The organism is Anaerotignum lactatifermentans (assembly GCF_016902535.1).
In the GTDB taxonomy this organism is placed as follows: domain Bacteria; phylum Bacillota; class Clostridia; order Lachnospirales; family Anaerotignaceae; genus Anaerotignum; species Anaerotignum lactatifermentans_A.
Window position 1 is genome coordinate 184201 of the sequence record NZ_JACSNY010000002.1, and the last position, 18752, is coordinate 202952.

Consider the following 18752-nt stretch of genomic DNA (forward strand, 5'->3'; position numbering starts at 1 on the left):
GTTAAATCGCCTGATTAAAGGCATTATATACATTCGCGGAAACCTGACCGTTTAACAATAATTTTTGCGCGGCAGTTTCAAAATAGTTCTTTTGAGCCATTTCAGGTAATGCGGCACTTTGCAGTCTAAGTGCTTGCAACAAAGCCCACTCCTTATTTACATCATTGCCGCTTCCCGTACTTCCGCCGCTGGAACTGCCGCTGTAACTTCTGGAAGAGCCGCTGGATCTGCTGCTTGTGCTTGCCTTTAATGCCTGTGCCGCCAGATCGGCCAATTCATAATCCTGCAGCTTTTGCAGATAGGATGTGTTGTATCCCATGTTTGCCAATTTGCTGTAATCTCCCATCTGCAGGGCCAATTCGATTTCATACTGCTGCCTTGCCCAATCACTGTCCGCCTGGCTCAGTTTCAGGTTGTTTTCATACTGGTACTGCTCCCATTCCATCTGCTGTCTAAACTGCTCCTGCTGGAGCTGATAAGCCCGTTCCTGCTGGTAAGCCTGATAAGCCTGCTGCTGTGCCTGTGCCAGAATATTGCTGATATCAGACTGCGCCTGGGCGTTGGCGTACAATGCGTTCTGATCCATCAGTTCCATCATTTGCTGTCTGGCCTTTTCGTTGGCATACAGGTTGTTCTGATAGTTTGCCTGCAAACTCAGATCCGCTGTCTCGCTTCCGCCGCCGGAAATGCCATAGGCGGCCAGCCGCTGAGGCAGTGCCGTTTCTCCCTGTCTCTTGGCGATATATGCCTGTCTGGCAATATCGTCATACTGATCGTTGTTCTGTCCCCTCTGTCCTTCAATCTCCGCCAGAGCCAGTTCCAGCTGCGCGTTTCTCGCTTCTACCAAGGGATCATACATACTCATAAACTGTTCCATAATGCTGTCCATCCCTCCTGTTCCGTCTCCCATGCCGCCAAAATAATAATTGCTCAATGCGCCTCCGTTGAGCATCTCCTGGAAATAGATATTGTCCCTGGGAGAAATCAGCCCATCTCCCGGTTTCCATGTATCATTTGCGCTGGTCAGTTCCATATCGTACAAACGGTAGTACCCTGTCCCATCATCTTCTGCGTGAATATCCGAGGAATTAAAGGGTTTGCTCAGGTAATACCATCTGCCGTCCTTTAATTGTGCGGTGTTCACGCCCAAACGCCGCAGCTGGTTTGCATAGTCTTGATTCTGTTGAGCCAGTACCAATTTATCCGAATCGCTGGCACTGTTCCACATGGCGCTGTTTGCTTCCATAGCACGAATAATACTGTCAATGCTCTGCCTTACAGTGTCATATGCCGTCTGCCCCATGGTGATCCCTTCGGTATAGTCTTTGTAATTTTGGCTGATACCGCTGTTCACATCTTTTTTCATGTTTCCGTAAATGGCATTGCTTGCGCCATATTTATTCTGTCCGGTAGCGTTTAACCAGTCGATTTTGTTCTGCCTTTCTTCTATCAGCTGATTTGCAAGAGCGGTGTTTTTCTCCGCGTTCGCCTTTGCAATGGCGGCGGCATAGTCCAAATCTTTCTGAAAATACCCACTGGAACCGCTGCTTCCGGAACTTCCGCTGCTGCTCCCCCCTCCGCCGGAACTTCCGGAAGAAGGCTTGTACCAGCTTTGGCCCTTATATACATCATTGGAATATTTGTTGTTGCCCTGACTTTGCTGCCATTTGATTTTTTCTTCCCGCTCACTGGCAAGCTGCTGCTTTTTCGCCGGGTCTTTTTCCGCCGCAATCGCCGCTGCATAATCCTTATCTTTCTCAAAAGCCATTCTCTTTTCCTCCCTTCCAATAAAAAAAGCAGAGAGAACGTATCATTCTCTCTGCTTCTGTTCCGCGGTTATTTATTTCTTTTTCAATACTGCTGTGTTGCCCTGATTGCCGACTTCGTAACCCAGCGCCGCCGCCAGATCCCGGATCTTGATATAGTTCGTCCCATCTTTCAAAATCCGTTCTACGGTGTATTCCTTCCCGTCAACAATGATTTTTGCCTTTTCCACCATTTCCTTTTCCTCCTCATATTCCACGTCTGAGATTTCAAACCAGTGCGTAAAATCCGCCCGGCTCAGTTTATTTTTCCGGCACCCGTAGGCGCTGCCATCCTCGGCAATGTATTCCCCATTACCGATGTAAATGCCGATATGGCCTTTTTTCCAGACAGCCGCGCCGATAGGCGCTTTGGCAATACTGGAAATGGGATTTACCTTTCTGGCCGTGTCATGGTATCCCTGAGAGCTGCGGATAATGCCGGTGGCCCAGGAGATCAAACCCGAGCAGTCACAGCAGACCTTTCCCACCTTGCTTTTATCGCTGTCCCATACATAATCCCCGTACAGGGATTTCAAATAGTTGTACTTGGCAAGGGTCATGACCTCCCCCTTCATGCCGTATACATATGGCGTCCCCAGCTTGCTTTTTGCAAAAGCCACCAGTTCCGCCGCCGTTACTTTAGCCATCAATAGCCAGCCCCCTTTTCCAAAACACCGCTTTCCACATAGGCCGCTGCCTGTTCATTCTGCGCCAGCATGTTGCGCATCTTATCCAGTGCCTCATCTACCCACATGGCAAAAGTGTCAAAGGAAATTACCGCAGCGACGGCAGGAAATCTTTGTACAAACATATCATAGGCCTGCCGCAGCTTCAGCTGGCCTGTGCCGCCGCCCAGCTGTTTTTCCGCCTCCGTCACAGCGTACAGCAGCCATTCCTTTACCTTTTCCGTCTGCTCCTTTGCCGGCAGTTTGAAAAAGTTCACGCAAACAATAACGGCCATTGCGATCATCACAACAGCCGTAATTACGAAATACCAGTTTTCCAGCACAAATTCAATTACTTCCTTCATTCATATTTCTCCTTTCTTCCCGTCTTTTTCGCCGTTCCTCTCTTGCCTGTTTTTCCGCCTCTATGCGCCGGTCCTGCATGGAGTGAAACCGTTCCGATATTTTCATGAGGCCGCAGATCCCCAGCTCCGTACCGAATACCTTCAGCGATACATCCGCCAACGCGGAAACATCTATGCCCTTTGCGGCATAAATAAATCCCGTAATTACAATTCCTACGCAAAACAACAGCGAATACACCACAATAGAGGTCATGGTATCGTCATTGATTTTAAAGCGCCGTTTTCTTTTCCTCTTATACAAATTTTTCCGCCGCCCTCTCCTCCATAAAATCTTTCCGTTCCCGCTTCACCTTCTTGGCATACTCGTATTTTTCCTGAAAGCCTTCGTTATCGCTGGTATCATGGTTCTCCCGGATGATTTCAGCCATTTCCAGGCATAAACTCAAACAGGCGTTGATACTGCGCATGGCAAAGAGCCACATCCGTTCTTTCTCGTCCTCCGCGTCCTGCCGTTTGCTGTTCTGCTTGTTCACCCATATCATAAAGATCCCAACAGAAACCGGTGTAATAAAGTCCTTCACCAATTCCATCCAATCCATGGCGCACCTCCTATTCCACCTTTTCCCAGCCCTGGGGATAGGCTGACGGCGCCCATACGTTGTTGTTGATTTTGGAACGATATACAACGCCGTTTTCCGTACAGCAGTTTCCTTCGCTGTAAGGAGAGGTGGATAAGGCGATAAACGGCAGAGCGTGGGCCGGATCGTCTGACCAGACAAAGCCCCACTGAGCCGGAAGATCCTCCGGTTCCGCCGTGTAAATGCTGGAATCATATTTCTGGAGCAGTCGTACCACTCTTCCGGCGGTGGACTTGCAGACAAAGCCCACTTTCCGCTCCAGCATATTCATCTTTTCCACTGCCGCCCGGAATTCAGGGATTACCTCTTTTTTTCCGTTCAGCTCCGTCCCGGTCATGCTTTCCGCCTGCTCCTGTACCTGCTGGGCGTCCTGAGCGCCCTTCTCCCGCATCTTTTCCAGACATTCCTCTTTGCTCATCATAAGCTGTTCACCCCTTCCCTGTAAGCCTCGTTCAGCGCCGTATCATAGGCCGCTACCGTTTCTGAAGCAATTTCATCATCTCTTTTTTGTAGTAATGTTAAAATCTGTACAAATTCCGAAACTTCTTTCTCATCAACGGGAATGTCATCATACTGAAAAAATAAATTTTCTCCATCTGTACCAGAGATATATCCTATTTTCCCTTCCACAAATGGTGCTTCTGGATAATTTTCGCAAGCGTAATATATACCTCTTTGAGGTTGTTCAGTAAAAATTCTTCCATCTTCTAAAACATAAAACATATTTATTCCTCCCAACTCAAATTAGCAATACAACCACTTCTCAAACCTTTATTGTTATTGTTGTTTCCAATCCATAAAGTTCCATCAAACAAAGCATCAAATGATTCATTAAGACATAGCCTCCGAATCTCGTAGCTAATATAATTAGTCGATGTGTTGTAAAAGTAATTGTATAAATAAATAATATCTCCTTGTTCAGAATCGGTTTTAAGTATAATTTGATTCTCATTGGCAAATAATATTTTTTCATATGATCTGCCATAAGCAGTATAACAATAGGTTGAATAAGCTGATACAGAAGTAAAACTTTTTCTCATATCTATAAAATAAATCTGTACACGGCTTGTATCAATTTTATCCGTTTCTCTGTAGATGAAAAATGCATAATTATTATTATAATAACTTTGCACAAAATTGATTTCATTTGTAGTTGATAATTGAAAAAGTTTTGCTCCTTGAGTTACATCGCTTAAATAAGGGAAAGAAGCTCTGCACAAATAAAATTGATTCAAACTTCCACTAATCACGTTTTTAATGAAATAAATTTTCGTTTTGTCTTCTGTAAAAAAAGGAACTCCGCCGCAATTTCCCAAACCTTCATCTGTATAACTGTATACATTCTCCATGCTTGCAGTATCATACACATAAATAGCATTCTTGATGCAAACCGCAATATAATTGCCGTCAAATAATACCTTTAAACCTGCTGCCTCAGGTAAAGATGATTTTGTAGCAGATTGTGATACAAGATTTAATGTGTTTATATCAAGTTTATATACTATTAAATTTTTATAATTATAATTTATTACATAAACATAATTTGAATCAAAAACAAGTTCAACAAATGAATTATCACTTATCGAAAATGAGAATTTTGAACACGCCTCGATAGAACCATTCGTAAGATTTAGTTTTTGTAAATAAAAACCTAATATATATGCGTAGTTTCCATCAAGAAAAAAACCGCTTCTAATTTCGCATGGAAAAATTTTGCTTATTTTATAGCTGGATGCACACTCCGCAATCTTATCAAACCCCATTGAACGTATCACGGCATTTTCTTTTCCATGTACTGTACCGTCTGTACCATAAAATAATTGGTCATCGCCTGTCCCAACAGCAGATTCTACTTTTACTAGCGTATCCTCTCTTGCAATTTCAAAACCCGCCATTCTTATTCCCCTCCTTCCAGCGGTTCAATCCATAAGCCGCCATTTTTTACTTTAAACCAATAAGGATTCCCGCTTTCATCATAAATTCTCGCCGCCTGATCCGCATAAGCAAATATATCCTGCCGTTTACCGTTGGGATCATATACCGCCTTTGTCATATCTGCCGCGCCTGTATTAAATACTGCCTGATCCACATAATCCTTTGTTGCAGGATTATATTTTCCCTTTGGTTCATAAATCTCTGTGTTGTCCTTGTACAGAATATTTTTTTTCCAATCTGCGTCCAGCGTGTCCAGAATATTCTTATTTTCATGTGTATGTCGGTCTCTTGCGCTGTCCTCCACATTCTTTTTGGCGGTATCATCAAAGTTGTTATCCGAAAGCACCTTATACTGGTCTTCGCTGCCTGTTCTAAACTCCTTATCGACCTTTTTATCCAGCGCTTCCTGCGTATCCTTTGAAATAGGCTTATCCTCGTCACTGGTCAAGTCCAATTCCCGGAAGGCTTCCACAAATGCGTTGAATTTTGGTGTAACCACTTCTTTCGTCAGTTGGTCAAAGACCGCCTTTGCCTCTGCCTCCGGCAGTTCCATAGGGTTAGACTGTACGCTGACGCCTTTTCCCTCAAAATCCTTTTCTGCAATTTTGTAGCTGTCAACATCCATTTTCTTTCCCCCTTTCTATCCCTTGTATCTTCCATTTTCCCTGTATTCCAGAGCAATTTTGAACAGCCCGAACGGCTCATTATACGCTTCATTCCGAAGAGAAAAACCGGCTTTATCCACCTTTTTTACCTTGATTTTTTTTCCCAATGTCCTGGGCGTATTATCCGAGGAAAAGTTAATTCTTTCCCAGTTGATGTATGTGAAGTCAAAATACATAGCCTTTGCGCCGCTCTCATAAACCAGAGTCCAGATACCTTTTCTTCTGGCATAGACTGCTACACTTGTGGCAATGGCAGCAGCAAGAAGTACACTTACATAGCGGAATGTCTTGTTCCGATAGAAATATTTCCCGGAAAGATCCGGAAGATCCCATCTTGCCTTAATGGCGGCACCATCATCATTGTAGCTTTTCTGACTTGTCACATTGTCAAAAAAACGATATGTCCTTCCTGATGCAGTACCAAAGCACAGACGGCCTTCCTCGTCCTCCCAGAATACCCGCGCCGGAACATTATCCCATACATAACATTCGTATTGGAAATTGCTGTATGGACTATCCCTCTCATAAGTTCTTTGCAGTCCGTCCAGCACATAAACCAGCCCAGTACCCATGCTCAAAAGATACAGGTCACGCCACACAAATCCAAAAGCGCCTGCCAGATTTTTTTCCTCCGTCAGCTGTTTGTTGATATAGAAACTTCTGTTTTGGGAATATTTCTCCCCGGTAATATCCGCCGCGGTAATGGCGTATACCCCTAAATCCGTCAGAAACAAAGGTTCACTGCCAAGATAGCCAAAGGCATATTCCCCCAGCGCACCTCTGCCGATCAAAGACCCAATGATAGGAAAGGTGGCGTTGTCCTCGTCGTCCAGGTCCCCCCGCCGAAGAATGATGTTCCGGCCCTCTTCCGCCATGCTTTTATGCGCCGCCAGCCGGTCATTGATGACAGAATATCCTACTACCGCACTCCCGTCCTGTCCCAAGACGCTGTACCACAAATCGCCCCAGTAAAATCCGTCTTTGATCTGACAATACCAGTCCTGATTTGGGAACTCGCTGTTTCCGCTGACAAAGATACGGTCAATGGCGCCGTTTACCCCGAACAGAGTCATGATCCGGCATTTGTTGATTTTATCGGCATAGCCGTCCCGCGTTTTTGCCGCGGTAATTTCGATATTGTCCATGCCGCTGACGGGGCTTTTTCCCGGTGCTGTGGTAAAGGTAACCTTTCCTGTTGCTCGGTCTACGGTGAAGTCTTTCCCTTCCGTCAGATCCTTCCAGGTATCTTTTGCGTCCTCTGTTTCCGCCTGCTTTTCCAGCACACGGATTTTGACTGTATCCGAATCCAGATTGTCGGTTGTCATCTGATACACTTTATCTTCTTCCGTGCCAAGAAAACTTTCTTTGAACTTCCGGCCAATCAGATTGATCGGCTCTAACGTAGTCCCGCCGCCGGTGGGATTTCTGGAAATAATGATGGTGGGGACATAGGCCGCCTCTTCCAGTGTTTTTACCACCCATTCTTTTTCCGGTTCTTCTTCATCTTCCTGCCCATTTTTAGGAAACTCGCCGTAGCATATGGCCTTTTTCCCGTCAAAAATAAATAGCTTTCCAAAAAATTGCCGGCCCATGCTTCGATCATTTTTCATACCGGAATATATAACCTTGCCATTCAGATATAATGAAGTTCCTGCATGAATCAGCACCTTCTCATTCAGTCGAAATACGCCGTTGATACTTCCCGCGTATGTTCCTGTTCTTTCGTATCCTTGTCGTTTTCTGACTTTTCCAGGAACATCCCGTATCATATTCATGGCATAAGGACTGCGGTATAGTTCTACATTGGGAGGGGAAGAGTTCAAATCCACCCCTTTGAACTCTTCAATCATTGCCACGCTGATACTCTGCGGGCTTGGTACATCAAATGCCATTCATATCCCCCCCTTAATACCATCCGTATACGCTGTGAAACTGCTCCCCGCCGCTCTTCGTTCTGGCCTTCGCCGCGCTCATTTGCAGAGCGGAAAGCCATTGCAGGAACTCATTCATATAAATCTGCGCCAGAGTCACATCATCCTCTTTATACAGCTGACCGGCAATATACAGCGCCACCATAGACGCCGCCTCCGGGTCAAGAGAAATCTCCGTCTCCTTCGGCGTATCCTTGGTGATTCTCTCCGGATAGGCGCTGTACCTGATTTTCCAAACGCCTTCCGTGTTCTTGTCCAGCAGGAGGATACTGTCCCCCTCCATGGTATAATTGCTGGCCGGTCCGTAGCTGTTTCCGTCCGTAAAGGTGATATACCCTTGATACATGGTGTAAAAATCATTCGTCAGCTCTTTCAGATCATACCCGTTGTATCTTCCGGCGGAAAAGGTGGGCGCCGTTGGCTGGTCGCCCCCTTGTACAATCTCCGCCGTTTTTTTGAAATACTTCCCGTTGGTGCAGAGCAAAAGCAGTGCCTCATTGGCCGCGCCGGGCATGGCGTTCAGGTAATCCTGGGTACTGTCATCTACCACCAGAGTGGCCTCTGATGTCTCAAACATCTTTTGCAGGGAAATGATCTGCAGCTCTTCCCATGTCATGCCCCATCACTCCTTTTTACGCTGTCAGTTCTGTACCGTTTGTCAGACCGGCGCCGCAGATGGCAATACCGCGCCAGTTGTTAAAGCCAGCACCGTATCTGGCATAGCCTTTGTAGACGATATCGTCTGTGTTTTCGTCCTTGTAGTTGGATATTTCCAGAGGTTTTCTCTCAATCCATGGCATACACATATAGTCCTGCAGGAACTGCTTGTCCGCCATCATGAAATAGGGCTGGCCGCCCAGTGTTTTCGGCAAATAAGGCCAGATCAGCAGATTCCACAGACCGCACTGGAAGTTCATAGCATTGTTGTTTGTATTAGGATCCAGTTCGGAACCGATTGCCGCCAGAATATCCCGCTTCTGTTTTGCGTTATTGGGAATGATGATGGTATCCGGCGCAAGTGCCAGCAGATTTTTGTCATCATCACAGAAGGACTGCATATTTTCCTGCACCTGATCCATAATGCTGGTGCTGAAAGCAGCTTTAAAAATATTGGACTGCAAAAACTTCGTACCCATAGTTGCGGAAGGATGACTTTTGCTGAACAGCTCAACACCATCCGCGCCGGTTGTATCGTAGCTTTTGCCCCAAATCACAGTTTTTTTGTTGATGCCGCCTGCCAGCATAGCCGCCGCAAACATCTCTCTTGTTCTGCCGTAGCTTGTCATAAACGCATTGGCTCTGGACTTGATTTTTCCAAAGAGCGCATCATCCAGCATTTCTTTTGTTACCACAAAGTTATTTTTCCACACAAAGGGCTCAATGGTCTTTCCAAAGCCTTCCTGAAAACCGTTTACAGGACCCTTGCCGCCTTCACCAACATCCTGGAACAGTCCCAGCGCGGTTTCAGATGTATAGTGTTCCGCAAAGTGCTTGCTCTTGTCCATGTAGAACAGTTCTTTAATCATGCTTTTGTTTTCAAAAGCCTCCGCGTTTTCATTCAACACCGCGCGGATCGGCGCCAGCTGCTTGCCAATGATGCTGTTATTCAGGCCGCTGCCTTCGCTGTAAATAATACCTGCCATAGTTTTCTACCTCCCTTTTTACGCTCCTGCTCCTGCGCCCATGACAAAGTCAAACTTGCCAATGGCAACGCCGTTTTCCTCATCCACACTTTCCACAAAAAAAACACCGTTTGTCGTGGTGTTTGTTACCTGAAGCCCGTCTGTGTGCAGGGTCACTCTTGTGCCCACCGTAGGCTTTGCTGTATAAGGCACTTCGTAGTAAGTGCTTTCCATGACTGCGCCTACGGGCATTGTGCCGTCCGTGCGCTTTTCCCCTCGGCAAAGATACATGGGCCTTGTGGTTGCCGCGCACTTTGTCAGCCCGTCAGCCCCCAAACTGAGCGCCTCACCAATAGAAAATGTTTCTGCGTCCTTTGCGGGCAGATACAGCAAAACCTCTGTATCCGCCACATTTTTGCTGTGAATTTTAATCATATTTCTCTCACTCCTTATCTGTTCTGTTTCCAGATTTTTCTGATTTCCTGATCGCTTTTGTTCGGATAATAATTACGCCAGATCTGCAAATCTTCTTTGCTCATTACTTCCTCCTGACGCTCGCCGCCTTTGGGCTGCGCGATATGCCCTTTGCTGTTGGCCTCGTTCAGCGCCTGCTGTTTGGCCGCCCTTGTTCTTCCCTGGGCAATCTCTTTCTGAAATGCCACAGAATACGCATCTTTCAGGGAAACGCCTTTGGTCCACAGGTCAATAGCCCGCTTCCCGGAAGGTGTCTGCGCCAGATCCGCAAGGCTCTTGATATTGCTTTCCGGATATTCTCTTGCCAGCTCTTCCAACTGTGTTCTTGTAAACTCCTTGGTTTCCCGCTCCTGCTGCTGCCGCATATATTCCTGAGACTGCGCCGCGGTCCTCCGGTCACGCAAAATCTGCTCCCGCAGCTCCGGGGCCATCTGCACACCTTCCAATGCATCCCGCAGACGCTTTTCCTCATACTGCTGGCGGTATGCCTCATAATCCGCCACAGTGCGGATGGGTCTGCCGGTAAAAGGATTGACCTGGTCCCCAAACTGCTTTTGAATAAACTTGTCTACACACTGTTTGCCGTAGTCCTCCATCCTGCGCTGAAACTCCGCGTCATCCGGTTTTCCCTGGTCCTCCTGTGCGGGCGGTTCCTGATTCTCTTCCGCCTCCTCGTTGACCTCCGGCTCCTGTGTTTCTTCCTCGCCCTCATCCTGGGGCATAGATTCTGGATCACCTCCGCCGCCTAACGTGTCGGCATCCGCTTCATTTTCCAAAAAATCGTCAAATTCTGTTCCTAAATCTTCCTGGGGGTTCATCATTTCCGCATCCATCTTTTATTCCTCCTTACTTACCAGTTCTCAGGTCATTGCCTGTCTGCTTCTTGGGCTTCTTGCCGCCGGTCGCACCCTTGGGGGATTCGATCATCTGCGCGCTGCCTCTGCCAATATCCAGTCTGGGTCCTTTTTTCATATCCGCTCACCTCCTTTCCCCAATAAAAAAAGACATCTCCTTTTAGGGCATCTTCATAAGAAAACAAATATTGTCCGAATCCTTGTAACTAAAAGGATTCATCAATTTAATTTTGATTGGAATTGTTTTCTTATGAAGACAGCCGTCGCAGTTCCCCTTGAGAAATCAAGGAATAAGAAAATAGTTGTTTTCTTAAGGGGAACTTGCTTTCGGAAATCCCTAATAAACTTGAATATCCTTTGTACCGATCTCTTTTTCAAAATTGGTACATTCTTTGTTTCTGCACTGAAAATGCAGACGCTGAAAAATCTTTGTCTGTGTGTCCGGACTTTCGTCTCCTTCCACTACCATCTCACTTTTAGAGATAAAAGCGTCTACACCGCATAACTCACATTTCACTGATTCCACCTCCCACTCCTTCCGGGATCACCTGTCCCGACTGCGCCATTGGCTGTGCCATCTGCTGTTGTATCATCTGCTGCTGTGCCATTTGCTGTTGCTGTAACTGCTGCTCTATCATGGTCTTTGTTTCTTCCGCCATGGGATAATGCAGCTTTGCCATCATGGACCAGAATAAAAGCAGCGTTTCCGTATTCTGCGGATTGCCGAAGGTGCCGTTTTGGAAGTTCTGCCGTGTCTCCTGCCACATGGCTTCCCGGTTGGATGCCAGCGCCGAGGATGTATCCACGGAAAAAAGAAAATCATCTATCCAGTACCATTCTCCGGCGTCATCCTGCTCCAAAAAATCGTATTTGTTGAACATACTGTACTCCGTTGTCCCATCCAGCCGGTCCCGTCTTACGGTTCTCGGTTCGTCAGAATAGGCCAGAAGGAATTTAAACATGACTTCATATAAATCCGCATACATGGCGTTTTTCATAATTCGCTTACTTTCCAGCCGTCCCGCGCTCTGCGCTACCGCAATCTGCTTGGCCGTTCCGCTGGTGGCGGTTCTGTCCTGCCTTCCCTGGAAACTGTCTGTAATTCCCAGTATGTTTCTGGCCGCCTGGTAGGCCTGCTCTGCCACAGCCATATCCCCGGATGCGTCCGCCTGCAGATTCATCAGCCGGATACAGCTCAAATCAGATGGACTGTTGACCCGTACAATTTTTAATTGCCGGTCGCTGTATTCCATTTCTGTATCCATCTGCAATGTCAATATACTGCCGCCCTTGCCCAGTTTATCCTGTACCCTGCTGTCGCATTTTTTAATAGCGTTCTGCTGATCCTGGATCTTGTCTACATCACTGTCCCCCAGATTTTTTCCGAAAGCGCTTACATTCCGCCGCAGTACAACGGGATAAACATCCGGTTTATAGTAGGGAATCCGTGTCTGTTCCTGATAAAGCTCCGGCACCCCTTCCAACGCCATGCCCGTATAAGGATCCACCAGAATTTCTTCCACCCCTTCCGGGTACCGGTATGCCTCCTGCCACGCCGGAATTACGCTCCCGTCACTCCTTGTCACATCCTCCGGCAAAACAAAGTAATCCTCTGTCTTTTTTTCCGCCTTTGTTCCGCCGCAGTAAGGGCATTTCCCTTTTTCCATGACCTCTCCGCAGTTTCGGCAGCGATCCAGCATCCGTGCCTGGTAGTCCGTCAGATGTTCCAGCTCGATGTCATTGACCCATACATAGCGCCCGATTCCGCCTTCTTTGTTGCGGTAATATGCAAAATTTACCGTTACCAGATCCTCCGCCATACTTCCGTTGCCTCGGACCTCCGGCGCCTCTTCGCCTTCCTGGGAAACATCTATCCCATACTGCTCCCGCACACGGTCCTTTGTCATGGCGATTCGCACAAAAATATAATCCATGTCCTCAATGTCCGCTACGCCATTCTGGGGGATCACCTGTTTTGGATGCAGCAGTGTGACCGTCAACTCTCCCCGTGTCGTGTGGGTATGCCGGTCGGCGTCCCATTCCACCAGAAAATAATCCCCGCCCTGTACCGGTGTAATGCGTTCGTCCAGATCATTCATTTTCTCAAACGGCAGCCGGTCTGTCTCGTTGCGCAGATAGTCCTCAATGGTCTTGGCTCTTTCCTCGTCCTCCTGCCGTCTGGCGGATACCTTCGGCATGGGGATGGAACTGTCTACCTGTGCCTCAATCAGCTCCGTCACAATATTCCGCACCGTATTGGCGTTCTTTGTCTCCGCCGTGCTTTCCTTGTCAATGACCTGTATCCCACGGGTACCGTTGTATAGTGCCTGCCGCCGGTCCATGGAATTCAGTTCAGACTGATAGGCCGACAGATTTTCCGACAGCCGCTCCTGCCATTTTTGCAGCTGGTTTTGTTTCATCTTCCTTTTCCTCCCTTCTTTACCGGAAGTCCAGCCCATTGATGGCGGCATCCTTCCGTTTTTGGTCGATCCCAATATACCGGCGGGTAATGCTGGGGTCCTCATGTCCTAAAATATCCTGTACCATGGATATATCCCCGCCGCTGTCCTTATACAGCCAGTAGGCAAATGTCTTTCGCATGGTGTGACAGCTGACATGATCCCGGTAGCCCACCGCCTCCGCCGCGGCGTTGAGGATCTGCCATGCCCGTACCCTGCTGATCGGGCGGTTCTCTGCGCCCTTCGACCGCCGGAAGATGTATTCATAGTCCTTTTTGCCGGAAAAATAATGCCGGTAGATCTTCTGCAAATGTGGGTTAATCGTTAGACGGATGGTATCTCCGGTCTTTTTCTCCGGGATTTCTATGTATTCTTTCCCCCGCAGGTCCCGTACCCGGTATTCTAAAATGTCGGAAATCCTCCGTCCCAAATATACCCCGGTCATAAACAATACATAGTCCCGCTCGTTTTTCTCCCGCAGATACGCCCCAATGTCAGAAATCACCCGCTTATCCATAATCGGCATGACAAACCGCATCTTTCCTCACCTCCTTTTACATGGGATCTCCCCATTTTTCCCGCAGATAGGCTTTTTCTTTGGCGCTGGCGCCGCGGTAATCCTCCCACATGTCGCGGGTCCATTTCTTCCGCCGCCGTGTCTGTGTCTGTTCCATCTTCTGCTGCGTCCGTGACTGCAAGGCAATACCCAGCCCCATAAGCAGGTCATCATGTTCCCCTTCTTCCGCCTCCGCCCTGCCTTTGTCGTTTCGGATAAAGGTCAGCGCTTCCCGCAAAGTTTCCGGGTCATGGATAAAATGCAGATGTTCCCGGAAGTATGTCACCAGCCCCGACACGACCAGCGGACGGGTCAGGCCGTTGGTGTGAAAACCAAAGGATTTCCGCATAGATCCCGTATAGGTGTCAAATACTTCCCGCTCGTACAGCCGTGGATACCGCAGCCATTCCAGTACCCGGATGGGATGGGTAGAAAAATTGGTTTCCAAAGAAATCAAAGCGCAGTTATAATACATTCCCAGACAATACGCCTGTTCCGCGTATTCGTCCTCGTCATATTTGCGCATGAGCCGGGCCACCTGCTCCCCGGTGCGGTTATCCAGCACCTGCAAAGTAAACCGGTCAGAGCCTTCCCCTGCCGTATCTCCGCCGATTACATAGGGGACGCCGTCCTCCGGCTCCCGGAAAATGACGATTTCACCCTTTTCCTGCTCCTGCCATTGCCTGTTTTTTAATACAATCTGTGGGCCGCTCTGGCTCTCTGTCACCGTTTTATCGTAAACAAAACAGCCCCGTTTCTTTACAGGGTCATTCTCCAGCACATAATACAGACGTTTGCTGACTGCCTCCGTATCAAATACGCTTTCCCCTGTCGCCAGAAACGCCTCCTCCGGCGTAGAAGGATACTCCTGCCGGAACATATCCAAATCGTTTTGACAGTTGTTTTTGATACACCACCGCCGCCACATGATCTGCTCCGGCTCCAAAGAAAACCGCTCCATGATCCCTTTTTCTTCCTCTGTCAGCTCCTCCCCACGGTAGGGCTTCCGGTAGGATTTCATTTCAAACCATGGAAAAAAGAGAGGAACAAAATCACTCTCTCCCGTCACGGCATCATCCCATATTTTTTTAAATTCGTTGAATCCGTTGGCTGTGGATTCAAAAATGACCATACTGTCCGGCGTATCCGGTACCGCCTGCAAAAGCCCCGTCAATATTTCTTTAATATCTCCCGGCCAGAAGGCTACCTCCGAAGCGTGTACATAGGTCAGCGTGTCCGAACGCCCAACGCCTTTCCCTCCGGCCGTGGTACATTTGATTTTGCTTTTCAGTCCGGGATTTCTCTTTTTCTCCCGCTGGTTTTTCGTGGGATTCTCAAAAATCAGTTCTTTGGCATTGCTGGCCTTTATCATTGGCCGGATCTGCTCCGGCAGCTGTTCATAAAACAGCTTCGACATGTTGAATAGATTAGAGGTGGCCTCGTCTTTGTGCGTGATAATCAACGCGGACCGGTTAAAACGCGTAGCACATCCATGAAAAATAATTCCCTCTGTCATGGTGGAAAATCCCATCTGCCGGGCTTTTAAAATCACGATCCGCACCGGTCTTCCCTCCTGCCGCATACGCTCCACCGTTTGATATAGCTTTTCCTGCGGCTCGTTGACCGTGAAAGGAATGATTTTGGATTCTTTTGTCTTGATTTTTAAAAATGCCTCTATGTACTTTTTCGGGTCTCTCAAAACCTTGTACATTTCTCAGGCCTCCTCTTCCGCATCTGCCAGAATTTCCTCCAGAGTCTTTCCGTTTGTTTCTCCATGGGCGGCGTTCTCCGCAAGTTTCGTTCGCTTCGTATCGTTTGAAACCCTCTTCGATTCCAGCCGCAGCCGTTCCGGGTCGGATTTCCACACCTTAGACGATTTATTCATCAGAAAAAATTTGATGGCGCCCACATCCGCCGGAACGTGCTGTTTTTCCATGACTTCCTCCAGCGTTTCCTCAAAAACCGGTTTCCCGTTTTTATCAAACACAACGCCACCGTTGTCGTCCCGTACCGCCGTTTTTACCTTGTAATGCTTCGGCAAATCTACCTCGTAGCCTAAACAGCGATCATACAAACTCTTCTGGACGGCGTCCGTTTCTTTTTTCTTCTGCTTTTCCGCGTTCTCCTTGTATTCTTTTTTTCCCTCCGCGATCAGCCGGGCCACTTCTTTATTTTCGCTTTTGCATTTGCGAAACGTGCTTTCCCCCATCTCTAACATCCCGGCAACATCCTTCTCCGTTGCCCCCTGCCGCAGCCATTCCAGAACCAGATCCGCCTTTTCCATGATTTTTTCTGTCGCTGTCACACACACACCCCCAGTTAGCGCTTACACCGCTAAAACCCCCGTATTTCCTTAACAAAAAAACTGTCCTGTTAAATAGTGATTTTTTTGGAAAACCTTGATTTTCCGGCATTTTCTCCTGTTTTTGCCGTTAGCGGTTTTACGAAAATATTAGCGGTTTTGCCGATTTTCACCGCTAAGAAATTTCCGTCCGTATTTTTACGCATAAAAACAAAAAAAGAGCGGAAAACCCTGTTTTTACAGGAAATTCACGCTCTTTGCATTTGTCTTTTTGTATTTAACATAATATAACATTGTGTTAATTCTCTCAAAAAAGGGCCTATATTAGGATATTTTCCCTTAAGGCATGGTTTTTATTTAACACCGCCGAAAAGAGTAAACAACTCCATTTTTTGAAAAAATCCGCGCATAAAAAAGGGGAATCCTGCATTTTTATTGCTGGTTCCCTTTTCGCCCAGATCCACAATATCATACTACCATAAAAAAAGTCCCAAAAAGTCCCATTTTTAATATCTGTTATAAATATCTCCTCTGTTTCCCGCATCAATGACGCAAATAACTAATTTCCCATTATCGACTGTATAAATTATCCGATACGTTCCAACCCTCAGACGCATCAAATCAGGATAGCCCTTTAACCTCTTTATATCCTCGCCTTCCGGAAGTTGTTCAATAGCCCGAACAACTCTTTTTCGTTCATTTTGCGGCAGCTTATCAATAAATTTTTTGGCCTTCTTTTTGATGATAATTTGATACATCAATCCAGCCCCCATTCCTTTTTGCACTCTTCTAAGGTGTATTCCTCGTCTTTTTCCGGGTCTGGATCGTTCAAATAATTTTCATAAATCTTTTTACAAAAAAGATCATCTATTTCCTCATCTGCCGCTACTCCCTGCACATAGGCCAGCACATAACCCAATTTATAAGGCGGGATCTGGTCAAGCAGCTGAATAATCATGTCCTTATTGCTCATTTTTCTCAGCCTCTCTCTCTATTTTCTCTTTGATCGCTTCTTTGATATATCCATTTACACTTTGCCCTTTTGCGCTGGCGGCCGCTGCCACCTCCTCATAGTCGCTCTTCTTCAAATCCAGAGGAACACGCTTTAACTTTTCTTTTTGATATTGGTACAAGTATTCTTTTCTTTCTTCAGTCATTGCCAATAGGATCACCCCCTTTTTTCTATAATTATACCTCTTTTGCCGTATTATGTACATATCAATTTTATACTAATTATGTACATAACTTTTGGTAGTTTTGTCCATTGATGTTATGTACATAATGGTAAAACCGCTAAAAGATTCTTTCACTTCCCATTATGCCGGGGAAGAAATCAGAAAAACCGTAAAAGGAACAAAAGAACACCCCTACTGTTCCATGGATCACGGCCTGCTGTGCAAAACAGACTGGAACACCGAACACAACGAAACATCTTATTATTAAAATATCCGCCGCCCTTCGGGGCGGCCCCAGAAAGGAGAAATCATCATGAAAAAAATCATCCCTTTTATCTTAGGATTCCTGCTGGCCGCCGCTATTTTCAGCGGCCAGACAGCCAAAGAAAACACTATCCCCATGGATCAGGTAACTTCTGTCGAAACAACCAGCAACGGCGTCATGTTCACATTTTCGGACGGTACCGGCTACTGGTGGGAATATTGAAAAGGAGGAAATCACTATGATTGTAACAACAAGAACCATTTTCAATGAAATGCAAAGAAATCCGGAATTTGCGGCCTTTGTCAACGAATCTCTCCGGCGCTTCCGGCGTGGGGACTGGGGAGATGTCAGCCCGACAGATGCCCAAATCAATGATGATGAGCCGGAATATGCCCTGGGTGCCTATCGGCGCCAAGGCGTCAAGATCTGGATCAAACAGGACAAGGAAAATATTACCGTATTATATCCCAGCGAATACTGAAGGAGACCCGCACCATGAATAGAATTTATTTTCCCATTTCCGAAGAAACCGTCAGAATGGCCCAAATTACAAACGAAATCATAAAAACAGGGCGGAAGGTATAACCTTTCGCCCTGTTTTTATGATTCAGCCCGTGCCTCCCAATACCGGCACAGTTTCCCCATGGCCCGATTGTGGACCCGAAACATGGAACTCCTGCTCAAATGTACCCGCCTTCTGACCATTTCCCAGCTATCTCCGGAATATCTGGCGATCATGACTCTGCGCTCTTCCTCCGTCAGTATATCAAACAGCATTTGATGCACCTCTGCCATCTCCTCTCCGTGGCGTATAATCTGCGCCTCGCAATCTTCTATTTTCTTACAGATCCGCTCCCTGCGCAGGACCGCAGAGCCTACCCTGTCGGAAATCTGCCCCCCGCCGCCCTCGCCCATGCCATTTCCCAAAGAGATAGATTCCAGATCCACCTTTAACTGCCGCAGACGATCCTGCTCCTCCGCCATATAGGCCGCATGGCGCAAACTCTTGCGCAGGATTTGTTTCATCTCTTTTTCTTCCAA

26 protein-coding genes are annotated in these 18752 nt (G+C 47.1%); 2 read left to right on the forward strand and 24 right to left on the reverse strand.

The window, feature by feature from the left end; genetic code table 11:
- Position 1: 1 nt before the first annotated feature.
- The 23 genes from H9X84_RS02250 to H9X84_RS02355 form a co-directional block, all read right to left on the reverse strand.
- Entirely contained in the window at positions 2-1768 is a 1767-nt protein-coding gene (locus H9X84_RS02250) for a hypothetical protein (protein WP_205132696.1), read from the reverse strand.
- Between the two features lie 72 nt (positions 1769-1840).
- Entirely contained in the window at positions 1841-2452 is a 612-nt protein-coding gene (locus H9X84_RS02255; RefSeq protein ID WP_205132697.1) for an NlpC/P60 family protein, read from the reverse strand.
- A complete protein-coding gene (locus tag H9X84_RS02260) occupies positions 2452-2835 on the reverse strand; it encodes a hypothetical protein (protein WP_207750509.1) in 384 nt (127 codons plus the stop codon). Before H9X84_RS02260 ends, H9X84_RS02255 begins: the two co-directional genes overlap by 1 nt.
- Positions 2819-3136: a hypothetical protein gene (locus H9X84_RS02265; protein WP_205132698.1), complete on the reverse strand. Its 318-nt coding sequence runs from the start codon at positions 3134-3136 to the stop codon at positions 2819-2821. Before H9X84_RS02265 ends, H9X84_RS02260 begins: the two co-directional genes overlap by 17 nt.
- The gene (locus tag H9X84_RS02270; RefSeq protein WP_205132699.1) at positions 3129-3434 is read right to left on the reverse strand and encodes a hypothetical protein; all 306 of its coding nucleotides are present in this window, start codon (positions 3432-3434) and stop codon (positions 3129-3131) included. Before H9X84_RS02270 ends, H9X84_RS02265 begins: the two co-directional genes overlap by 8 nt.
- Positions 3435-3444: 10 nt before the next feature.
- Positions 3445-3894 carry a hypothetical protein gene (locus H9X84_RS02275; RefSeq protein WP_205132700.1) on the reverse strand — a complete coding sequence of 150 codons (450 nt, stop codon included), beginning with the start codon at positions 3892-3894 and terminating at the stop codon, positions 3445-3447.
- Positions 3891-4196, reverse strand: coding sequence for a hypothetical protein (locus H9X84_RS02280; protein ID WP_205132701.1), 306 nt, complete (start codon positions 4194-4196; stop codon positions 3891-3893). The genes H9X84_RS02275 and H9X84_RS02280 overlap by 4 nt, the downstream gene beginning before the upstream one ends.
- A 2-nt stretch (positions 4197-4198) precedes the next feature.
- Positions 4199-5368: a hypothetical protein gene (locus tag H9X84_RS02285; protein ID WP_205132702.1), complete on the reverse strand. Its 1170-nt coding sequence runs from the start codon at positions 5366-5368 to the stop codon at positions 4199-4201.
- Positions 5369-5370: 2 nt separating this feature from the next.
- On the reverse strand, positions 5371-6033 hold the full coding sequence (locus H9X84_RS02290; protein ID WP_205132703.1) for a hypothetical protein: 663 nt from the start codon (positions 6031-6033) through the stop codon (positions 5371-5373).
- Between the two features lie 15 nt (positions 6034-6048).
- Positions 6049-7965: a hypothetical protein gene (locus H9X84_RS02295; protein WP_205132704.1), complete on the reverse strand. Its 1917-nt coding sequence runs from the start codon at positions 7963-7965 to the stop codon at positions 6049-6051.
- Between the two features lie 13 nt (positions 7966-7978).
- Positions 7979-8620, reverse strand: coding sequence for a hypothetical protein (locus H9X84_RS02300; RefSeq protein ID WP_205132705.1), 642 nt, complete (start codon positions 8618-8620; stop codon positions 7979-7981).
- 16 nt (positions 8621-8636) lie between these two features.
- A complete protein-coding gene (locus H9X84_RS02305; RefSeq protein WP_205132706.1) occupies positions 8637-9647 on the reverse strand; it encodes a hypothetical protein in 1011 nt (336 codons plus the stop codon).
- A gap of 18 nt (positions 9648-9665) precedes the next feature.
- On the reverse strand, positions 9666-10061 hold the full coding sequence (locus H9X84_RS02310) for a hypothetical protein (RefSeq protein WP_205132707.1): 396 nt from the start codon (positions 10059-10061) through the stop codon (positions 9666-9668).
- A gap of 14 nt (positions 10062-10075) precedes the next feature.
- Entirely contained in the window at positions 10076-10933 is an 858-nt protein-coding gene (locus H9X84_RS02315) for a hypothetical protein (protein WP_205132708.1), read from the reverse strand.
- Between the two features lie 13 nt (positions 10934-10946).
- Complete coding sequence (locus tag H9X84_RS13190) at positions 10947-11072, reverse strand: hypothetical protein (RefSeq protein WP_275552234.1); 126 nt, start codon at positions 11070-11072, stop codon at positions 10947-10949.
- Between the two features lie 219 nt (positions 11073-11291).
- Complete coding sequence (locus H9X84_RS02320) at positions 11292-11471, reverse strand: hypothetical protein (RefSeq protein WP_205132709.1); 180 nt, start codon at positions 11469-11471, stop codon at positions 11292-11294.
- Entirely contained in the window at positions 11461-13374 is a 1914-nt protein-coding gene (locus H9X84_RS02325; RefSeq protein ID WP_205132710.1) for a hypothetical protein, read from the reverse strand. Before H9X84_RS02325 ends, H9X84_RS02320 begins: the two co-directional genes overlap by 11 nt.
- 19 nt (positions 13375-13393) lie before the next feature.
- On the reverse strand, positions 13394-13951 hold the full coding sequence (locus H9X84_RS02330; RefSeq protein WP_205132711.1) for a tyrosine-type recombinase/integrase: 558 nt from the start codon (positions 13949-13951) through the stop codon (positions 13394-13396).
- 16 nt (positions 13952-13967) lie between these two features.
- Positions 13968-15680: a hypothetical protein gene (locus tag H9X84_RS02335; protein ID WP_205132712.1), complete on the reverse strand. Its 1713-nt coding sequence runs from the start codon at positions 15678-15680 to the stop codon at positions 13968-13970.
- Positions 15681-15683: 3 nt separating this feature from the next.
- Positions 15684-16274 (reverse strand): hypothetical protein, encoded by a 591-nt coding sequence (locus tag H9X84_RS02340; RefSeq protein WP_205132713.1) that lies wholly within the window; start codon positions 16272-16274, stop codon positions 15684-15686.
- A gap of 503 nt (positions 16275-16777) precedes the next feature.
- The gene (locus H9X84_RS02345; RefSeq protein ID WP_205132714.1) at positions 16778-17029 is read right to left on the reverse strand and encodes a type II toxin-antitoxin system RelE family toxin; all 252 of its coding nucleotides are present in this window, start codon (positions 17027-17029) and stop codon (positions 16778-16780) included.
- On the reverse strand, positions 17029-17244 hold the full coding sequence (locus H9X84_RS02350) for a hypothetical protein (RefSeq protein ID WP_205132715.1): 216 nt from the start codon (positions 17242-17244) through the stop codon (positions 17029-17031). Before H9X84_RS02350 ends, H9X84_RS02345 begins: the two co-directional genes overlap by 1 nt.
- Positions 17234-17428, reverse strand: coding sequence for a hypothetical protein (locus H9X84_RS02355; protein ID WP_243423498.1), 195 nt, complete (start codon positions 17426-17428; stop codon positions 17234-17236). Before H9X84_RS02355 ends, H9X84_RS02350 begins: the two co-directional genes overlap by 11 nt.
- Positions 17429-17759: 331 nt before the next feature.
- Here H9X84_RS02355 and H9X84_RS02360 point away from each other — a divergent pair, with 331 nt between their 5' ends.
- Both H9X84_RS02360 and H9X84_RS02365 read left to right on the forward strand, forming a co-directional pair.
- Positions 17760-17933: a hypothetical protein gene (locus tag H9X84_RS02360; protein WP_205132717.1), complete on the forward strand. Its 174-nt coding sequence runs from the start codon at positions 17760-17762 to the stop codon at positions 17931-17933.
- Positions 17934-17949: 16 nt separating this feature from the next.
- Positions 17950-18192 (forward strand): hypothetical protein, encoded by a 243-nt coding sequence (locus H9X84_RS02365; protein ID WP_205132718.1) that lies wholly within the window; start codon positions 17950-17952, stop codon positions 18190-18192.
- 119 nt (positions 18193-18311) lie between these two features.
- Here the strand turns inward: H9X84_RS02365 and H9X84_RS02370 are convergent, their stop codons facing one another.
- A complete protein-coding gene (locus tag H9X84_RS02370; protein WP_205132719.1) occupies positions 18312-18752 on the reverse strand; it encodes a hypothetical protein in 441 nt (146 codons plus the stop codon).